The sequence below is a fragment of the Nitrospirota bacterium genome (genome assembly GCA_035516965.1).
In the GTDB taxonomy this organism is placed as follows: Bacteria; Nitrospirota; UBA9217; order UBA9217; family UBA9217; genus MHEA01.
The window spans coordinates 41,464-47,735 of the sequence record DATIZR010000048.1 but is presented as its reverse complement, the minus strand read 5'-3'; the positions used below and the strand labels follow the sequence as shown (position 1 = coordinate 47,735).

Below are 6,272 nucleotides of genomic sequence, written 5' to 3'. Positions count from 1 at the left end.
CCACGAGTGACTCCCCCGAAGCGAGCGCCCGCGCGATCATCGCATTCCTGGAAGAGCAGGGATTCGTAGAGCGGGAATCACCGGTCAGCGGGGCGGTCATCGGGGAATCTCTGGGCTACCGGCTCCCGGCCCATCAATAACTAGGGGATACGACCATGGAGACATTAGCGGTGACTATTTCAACCCCCGACCGGAAAGTATCGATCGGGGAACTGTTCCTGACATTCCTGAAGATCGGAAGTACGGCTTTCGGCGGCGGTTTCATGGCGCTCATTTCGGTCGTGCAGAACTACGCCGTGGAACGCAGGCAGTGGCTCAAGCAGGAGGACATGCTCGACGGCATTTCGCTTGCTACCATCCTGCCCGGGCCGGTCGCGGTGAACGTCGTGGCCTTCGTGGGTCACAAGGTGCGAGGCTGGCGCGGCGCGCTCGCAAGCGTCCTCGGCGTGGTCCTTCCGTCGTTTCTGCTTATGGTCGGCCTGAGCTATGCCTATTTCAACTATGGTCAGATGCCGGTCGTGGGTAAACTCTTCAAGGGCTTCCTGCCCGCGATCGCCGCTATCATCGCGACCGCTGCATGGAACATGAGCACCAAGACCATCAAGGGCGCTGCCGAAGTCGTCATTGCGCTTGCGGCTTTCCTTCTTCTGCTCGGCGTCGGTGGTTTCTTTATCACGGTGTCTATCATTGCGGGCGGAGGGATTGCCGGATGGTTCCTGTTCCGCCCCGCTTCGTCATCAGCCTCTTTCCCGGAGAATCCGGCCAGCGTCCGGAAAGCAGGAGCCAGCGGCGGGAGGAACGACGGCGATGCACAAGGTCCTCCCGCGGCGAAGCCGCTCCCGGCGATTTGGGCGGGCGCAGCGCCGTTGCTGGGCCTGAACATGACGCTCGCGGCCAAGCTTTTCATCACCTTTGCCGGCATGAGCGTGCTGCTTTTCGGCGGCGGGTATGTGTTCATCCCCCTGATCCAGCAGTCCGTGGTCGACGGGTACGGGTGGGTCACTCGCCAAGAGTTCATCGATGGTATCGCCCTCGGGCAGGTAATGCCTGGGCCCATCCTGATCAGTGCCGCCTTCATAGGCTACAAGGTGGCCGGGATCTCGGGAGCCGCGGCGGCAACGGCCGGCATCTTTACTCCGCCGGCGATCGTGATGGTAATCTGCACCGGGTTTTTCGAACGGATCAAAAAATCGGATACCATCAAGGCGTGTCTCCGGGGCATCCGGCCGGCGGTCATCGGCATGATCGCTGCGGCCGCCGTCGTCGTCGGGCGGACGTCCCAGCACAATTGGGTGTCGCTCGTGATCTTTGCAGCGGTGCTGGCCGCTCTGCTCCGCTTCAAGGTGGAGGTCGTTTGGATCATCCCTGCTGCGGGGATCGCCGGACTGCTGCTGTATTGACGCCTGGGATTCGCCACGGGAGCGAGGGAGCACGGAGCCCGGTCAACGAGCGGCCAGTGTTCCTGGCAATATGCAGAAGCATGTGAACACACTTCTGTGTGTCATGTACAACGACCAATTCAGGAGGATATCGCCATGAGACCCATATTCATGATAGGCACCCAACGGTCCGGCTCGAACCTGCTGCGACTCATGCTGAACCAGCTCCCGGAGATTGCGGCGCCCCATCCGCCGCATATCCTGCAGCGCATGATGCCGCTTGTCGCAAGCTACGGAGACCTCTCCCGGCGTGATGATTTCATGCAGCTCGTGGAGGACGTCTGCCGCCTGGTGGAGCTCAACCCCGTGGCGTGGGAAGGGGTCCGGCTGGACAGGAGTGATGTCGCCGGGCGGTGCCGGGAGCACAGCCTTGTGGCGATCCATGGCGCCGTATACGACGTCTGCGCCGAAGCCAAAGGAGCAGCGACCTGGTGCTGCAAGAGCCTTGCGAACATCCATTATGTGCCCCAGATAGAGGCATACTTCCGCGATCCCCGTTACATCTACCTATACCGCGACGGCCGCGACGTGGCCCTCTCGTTCCGGAAGGCCGTAGTTGGAGAGAAACACTTTTACCATATTGCAAAAGAATGGGCAGCGACCCAGGATCTGGCATTAAAGTACCAGCGCACCATCGATCCTGCCCGCTTCCTCGGCGTGAGCTACGAGGAGCTGAGTGGAAACCCCGGGGCGACCGCACGGAGGATCTGCGCATTCCTGGGCGTACCCTACCGCGAGTCCATGCTCGACTACCACGGCACCGACGAAGCGAAACGCGCAGCTTCCTCGAGCGACCTGTGGAGCAATGTGACAAAGCCGGTCCTGAGCAACAACAGCCGGAAGTTCCTCCGGGAAGCCAGCGAACGGGACATACGCATCTTCGAGTCGGTCGCAGGCCGCGTACTCGACGCGCTGGGATATGAACGGACCTATGTGCGGGAAGATAAAGAGATGATGTTCACGGGCTATGACCTTGCGGCATTCGACGAAGAGAACAACCGTCTGAAGGAGGACTCCCGAAAAGGCGTGGACCCGGCCGACCTCCTGCGCCGGGACCTTCAGGCAGGCCTCCTGAGAGAAATCAAGACCCGCCACGCTGCCTCTCTCACGAGAGAATAGGCGCATTCCGGGATGACAGCCGGCATCTTGCCCCTCTCGGCCTGCGGGGATACCTCGAGAACAGGGAAGTGCCCGTCGTGATGTGGATTTACTGCAGGCTCGTGGCGAATGCAGCTGTCGGTTTGTCTTCTAGGAAAGGGCGTGAGCAGCGCAGGATCAGCCGGTGACGATTCTTGCCCTGGTCCCTTTCCCGGGCGTGCTTTCTATCTGCAGGTCCCACCCGTGCGCCTTCACGAGGTGCTTCACGATCGCGAGACCGAGGCCGGTGCCGCCCATGTTGCGTGAACGGCCGGGGTCGACCCGGTAGAAGCGCTCACCCAGCCGGGGGACATGTCTGGCTTCAATACCGATGCCCGTGTCCTCGACGAACAGCACCAGCTTCCCTCCATGCATCTCATCGCCGATAGTCACTCCGCCCTGTTCCGTGAACTTGATGGCGTTGTCCACCAGGTTGCTCAGGACCTGGATCAACCGGTCACGATCTGCATCGATCGCAGCCGGTTCCGTCATCAGACGCGCACCGACGGACAGGCCCTTGGCAACAGCCTTGTCGCTCAGGGTCGCCAGGACATGGTCAACGACCTCCCGGATATCGACCCGAGACTTTTCGATCCTGATCACGCCCAGTTCGAGCTTGGAAATGGTCATCAGGTCTTCCACGAGGCTGTTGATCCGTTCGCTGTTCGCCTTGATGGTCTGGAGGAACTTGAGAGCGTTCTGGCGATCATCGAGGGCTCCCTCGAGGAGCGTGTCGGCAAAACCCTGGATGGCCGTGATCGGGGTCCTGATCTCGTGGGAGATGTTTGCGACGAAATCTTTTCTGGTCTGCTCCAGTTTCCTGAGCTGGGTGATGTCGTGGAAAATGGCGACGAAACCCGACAGCTCCCGTTCATGATAGAAAAGGGGAGAGACCTGGACCACACAGTACTGTTCGAGCGGCGAGTCGATGCGCAGTTCCGCGCTGGCCGACCGCTCCTCCTTCCGCACGGTTTCCATGAGCAACAGGAACTCGCTGTTACGGACAACCTCAATGAACGGCCTGCCGGTGAGGGCCGTTTCCCCGAACAGGGTCCTGGCCGCCACGCTGGACAGCGTTATCATGCCCTTCGCGTTGATGATGAAAAGGGCGTCCGGGATGTTCCTCAGGACCATGTTCAGGCGGTGCTGCTCCTCTTCATGGCTGGCGATGCTGTTCTTCAGTTCCTCGGACATGGCGTTGAGGCTCGCGGCGATCTCGTCAAACTCGCCTTCCTGGTGCAGGAAGAGCTTCTTCCCCACTTCCCCGCTGGCCATGGACCCGGCGAAATCGCGGATCTGGCGCGTCAGCCTCCGTATATGGTCCATTTGCCAGAACGAGAACAGGGCCGCTGCGACAAGGATCGAGAGCACGATGGCCAGGATCTTGAGCCTCAGGAAATTGACGGCGGCATCCACGTCCGCAAGGGGGATGCTCAGCCGGATAAATCCCGCATCAGCACCACCGCGGGATATCTTGACCGCGACGTACAGGAAGTCATATTTTAGGGTATTGCTGAATCGCACGGCCATGCCAATGCCATTCAGCATGGCCTGCTGGATCTCCTGGCGGTGAGCATGGTTGTCCATGGTCCGTGAATCGCTGTCCGAGTCGCCCAGGACCCTGCCGTCCGTGTTAATGATGGTGACGCGGGCTCCCATGCGCTGTTTCAACTGCCTGCACGCATCGTCGAGAGGTGACAGGGAGCGGAATGAGAGGGTGTCGGATACGAGGTCTGCCTGAACAGCGAGATTGTCCCGGAGATGGGAGATGTAGGTGTCCCGAACGGCACTGGTCACTGACAGCTCGACGCCAATCACGGCGAGGATCATGATCACTGCATAGATCACGAACATCCGCCTGAAAATGCCGCCCTTACCGCTATTCGACATAATAGCCAACGCCCCGTCGTGTCTTGATGTGAGCGGGGTTCGACGGGTCGGTCTCGATCTGGGTCCGGAGACGCCGGATGTGGACATCGACCGTCCTCGGCTCGACATAGGTCTCGTCCTTCCACACGGCGTCGAGCAGCTGGTCCCTGCTGAACACGCGGCCCTTTCGCTCTGCAAGGAAGAGGAGGAGCTTGAATTCCGTCGCGCTCAGGTGGAGTGCTTCGGCTCCCCTGGAGACCGCAACGGTTTCGGTGTTGATCGTGAGGTCGCCGATGCGTATGACCTTGTCCCGGGCGCCGCCCTCGCCGGTCCTCCGGAGCAGCGCCTTAACCCGGGCAAGGAGCTCCTTCGGGCTGAATGGCTTGGTCATATAATCATCGGCGCCGGTCTCGAGTCCTCTGATCTTGTCCGACACGTCGCCCTTCGCGGTGAGCATGATGACTGGCAGGGATTCGGTCTTCGGGTTGTTCCTGAGCATCCTGCAGACCTCGACACCCTGAACGCCGGGGAGCATGAGGTCGAGGATGACAAGGTCAAAGCCGCCTTTACGCAGCTTTTCGAGCGCCTCTTCTCCGTCAGCCGCGGTGGAGACCTTGTAGCCTTCCTTTTTCAGGTTGTAGGACACCAGCTCGATCAGGTCGGGTTCGTCGTCAACGACAAGGATTTTTTTCGGTTCCATAGCACGCTGGATCATAATGAAATTAAGTGCCGGATGATCAGAGGAAAATATACCATAAAAATCTCATGATAACATCACAAATTATTGACCGATGCCGGTACATTGATGCTATAATCAGCTTAGAATTTCCAGCGAAAGGGGGAGACAACAGACATGAAATACATCAGATCATCCACCATGGTATTCGCGTACCTTCTGCTGTTCGCACTGGCCGCCCATGGGGAGGAGGGCATGAAAGAGAAACGATTCGTCGCCACGGTCGGTCCTGACGGGGTCCAGCATGTGGATATCACGGGCGGCGAGTATTTTTTCGATCCGAACTATATCGTGGTAAAGGTCAACGTGCCGGTGGAACTGTCCGTAAAAAAAACCAAAGGGTACGTGCCTCATGACATCCTGGTGAAAGCTCCTGAGGCAGGGATCGATTTCAAGGTCAAGCTGAGCGACAAAGAGGCCATGACCGTCAAGTTCACGCCGACGAAGACAGGCAAATATGAAATGGAGTGTGACGAGCGCTTCCTGTTCTTCAAGAGCCATAAGGACAGGGGCATGGACGGTTTCATCGAGGTTGTCCAGTAAAATCATAAAAATGGGGACAGACACGGTAAGGAAACTGTGATTTCCGCGTATTGTCCGTCCCCTGTTCTCCCATGCAATATCCGCTCATCGACAGGCAACTGCTTGTTTCACTCCGGCTCGCTCACGGGACTTATAATTTTCTCGTGATGCTTCTGTTCTGGCACCAGGCATGGCTTGGGATAAAGATCAGGAAAGCGCGCAAAGCCAGGGCGCCGCTGCCCTTCCCGGCGATCAGGCAGCACCGGAAAGGCGGTCCTCTTTACGCGGTTCTGGCCGTTCTCGGGTATGTCTACGGGATCATCCTCGTCATGCTCGATACCGGAAAGATATTTGAATATCCTCCGCACCTCTTCCTGGGCACTGTCCTTGTTCTTCTCATGATCGCGAGCGTTGCCATATCCCGCACCATCAGGGGTCAGGAATCGGCTTCGCGTACACCGCATTTCGCGATTGGCATAGCCATCTTGTCCGTCTATCCCGTCCAGGTGTTTCTCGGCCTAGGCGCGTTGTTTTAATTGACATCCCTCTACCACCTTGTTAATATATAC

Annotated in this window: 6 protein-coding genes; 4 read left to right on the top strand and 2 right to left on the bottom strand. The window is 58.8% G+C overall.

What is annotated here, in order from left to right; all coding sequences use genetic code 11:
- Positions 1–155: 155 nt before the first annotated feature.
- The gene (gene chrA / locus VL197_07405; GenBank protein ID HUJ17805.1) at positions 156–1,400 is read left to right on the top strand and encodes a chromate efflux transporter; all 1,245 of its coding nucleotides are present in this window, start codon (positions 156–158) and stop codon (positions 1,398–1,400) included.
- Between the two features lie 135 nt (positions 1,401–1,535).
- On the top strand, positions 1,536–2,558 hold the full coding sequence (locus VL197_07400) for a sulfotransferase (GenBank protein ID HUJ17804.1): 1,023 nt from the start codon (positions 1,536–1,538) through the stop codon (positions 2,556–2,558).
- 156 nt (positions 2,559–2,714) lie between these two features.
- Here VL197_07400 and VL197_07395 read toward each other — a convergent pair whose 3' ends face one another.
- Both VL197_07395 and VL197_07390 read right to left on the bottom strand, forming a co-directional pair.
- On the bottom strand, positions 2,715–4,466 hold the full coding sequence (locus tag VL197_07395) for an ATP-binding protein (protein HUJ17803.1): 1,752 nt from the start codon (positions 4,464–4,466) through the stop codon (positions 2,715–2,717).
- A complete protein-coding gene (locus tag VL197_07390; protein HUJ17802.1) occupies positions 4,456–5,145 on the bottom strand; it encodes a response regulator in 690 nt (229 codons plus the stop codon). Before VL197_07390 ends, VL197_07395 begins: the two co-directional genes overlap by 11 nt.
- 153 nt (positions 5,146–5,298) lie before the next feature.
- Here VL197_07390 and VL197_07385 point away from each other — a divergent pair, with 153 nt between their 5' ends.
- A complete protein-coding gene (locus VL197_07385; GenBank protein HUJ17801.1) occupies positions 5,299–5,724 on the top strand; it encodes a cupredoxin domain-containing protein in 426 nt (141 codons plus the stop codon).
- 71 nt (positions 5,725–5,795) lie between these two features.
- Complete coding sequence (locus tag VL197_07380; GenBank protein HUJ17800.1) at positions 5,796–6,239, top strand: DUF4079 family protein; 444 nt, start codon at positions 5,796–5,798, stop codon at positions 6,237–6,239.
- Positions 6,240–6,272: the final 33 nt, after the last annotated feature.